This window comes from Dermacoccus sp. NHGro5, assembly GCF_017565385.1.
Lineage (GTDB): Bacteria > Actinomycetota > Actinomycetes > Actinomycetales > Dermatophilaceae > Dermacoccus > Dermacoccus nishinomiyaensis.
The window spans coordinates 1-1,608 of sequence record NZ_JAGEKQ010000049.1 but is presented as its reverse complement, the minus strand read 5'-3'; the positions used below and the strand labels follow the sequence as shown (position 1 = coordinate 1,608).

Genomic DNA, 1,608 nt, shown 5'->3' with positions numbered 1-1,608 from the left:
CCCTGCGATTTTCGTCCCCCGGAAGCTGTCAACCTGATTGGAGTCACGTGGGGTTGAGTTGGGTGATTTCGGGTGTTGTGGCGGCGATGGGGCGCCGGCCTCGGTAGCGTTCGGGGTTCGCGGCGTACTGCGCATCCAGGACGGCTTGGCGTTCGGTGTGGACATCGACCCAGGTGCCGGTGTGGACCTGTTCGGGCGTGAACCCGGCCAGTGAGCTGTGGTGATGACGCGTGTTGTAATCGTGCACGACGTGCTCGGCCCACTCGCGCGCGTGTTCAACACTGGTGAACTGGCTCGGGTAGTCGGGACGGTACTTCTCGGTCTTGAAGTAGGACTCGATGTGCGGGTTGTCGTTCGACACGCGCGGACGATTCCGGCTCGCGCTGATCCCAGCATGACGGTAGAAGTCGGCCAGCAGTACCGACTTCATCGCCGGCCCACCATCGGAATGCACGATCCGCGGGTGAACACCCTCACGTTCTGTCGCGGCCTGGAACAACGCGACCGCGAGTTCGTCGGACTCATCTGTCTCGACGCTGCTGGCGATGATCGTGCGGCTGAACGCGTCGATGATCGTGTACTGCTGATACCAGACCCCCGTGTATGGCCCGGGAAGTTTCGTGATGTCCCAGCACCACACCTCGTTCGGTGCGGACGCCTCCCACTGCGGCATCGCGACCGTGCGCCGCGTACGGCGTCGACGCACCGGCCGTGGCCCGTGCAAGCCACGCGCGCACCGCATCCACGTCGACAAAGACGCCACCGGCCGCCCCGCATCGAACGCGTCGTAGAACGACTGCTCCACGCTGCGCTGCTCGTGCCAACCGTCACGGATCGCGGACACGATCTGGGCGCGCTCCTCAGAGCTGAGCGCGCACGGCTGATACCGCTCGGTGTGCGCGATCGGGTCCGCGACGCGAGCGCGTGGATGGTGACGGTAGTGCCACGTCGAGGTCGCCACACCGATGATCTTCAACGCTTCACGCTGGGAATAGCCGGCCGCGACATGCTCGGCGACCAGGGTGTTCTCCGCTTCGAGGAACGCCGCATGGCGGGCGGCATCGGCCTCGTTCAGGACTCGGGCGTGGGCTCCTGCGGCGCGTTCAACTCGTGCAAGAGCCCGATAGCTTTTCCCAGCGCCTCGTTCGATGCCTCCAGCCGCGCAACCTGCTCAGCATGCGTCTGCGCCTCCCGCGCGCGGGCTGCGCGTTCGGCGGCGAGTTCTTGTTCCACGCGCGCCAAACGCGCGCCGTCAGCAACTGTCATGTGTGAAGTATCGCGGGGCACGAGGTCTCGTTCGAGGTCTCCGAAGTAGAACGCTTTGCGCCACGTCATGATCTGATGACGCGACACACCCTGCTCGAGCAACCACGCCGCTTTCGTGCCATGCGGCAACGCCACATACTGCTGCACCAACGCGGTCTTCTCTTCCGCAGTCCATCTGCGCATACCCACCTCCTGAGTGACTCACACCCAGGCTGACAGTCAGGGCACCTCTGCGATTTTCGTCCCCATCTGCGATTTTCGGTCACATGCGTCTGACGTCCGTCGTGCTGCCGTCTTCGAACCTATGCGCGCCTCGACCTCGCGCCTCTCCGACTTCCGAGT

2 protein-coding genes are annotated in these 1,608 nt (G+C 64.6%); both read right to left on the bottom strand.

Translation table 11 applies throughout. The features are described 5' to 3' along the window. Positions 1 to 43: 43 nt before the first annotated feature. Entirely contained in the window at positions 44 to 976 is a 933-nt protein-coding gene (locus J4Z35_RS13900) for a DDE-type integrase/transposase/recombinase (RefSeq protein ID WP_082740667.1), read from the bottom strand. A 95-nt stretch (positions 977 to 1,071) separates the two neighbouring features. Further along, positions 1,072 to 1,455, bottom strand: coding sequence for a hypothetical protein (locus J4Z35_RS13895; RefSeq protein ID WP_144694991.1), 384 nt, complete (start codon positions 1,453 to 1,455; stop codon positions 1,072 to 1,074). Positions 1,456 to 1,608 lie beyond the last annotated feature (153 nt).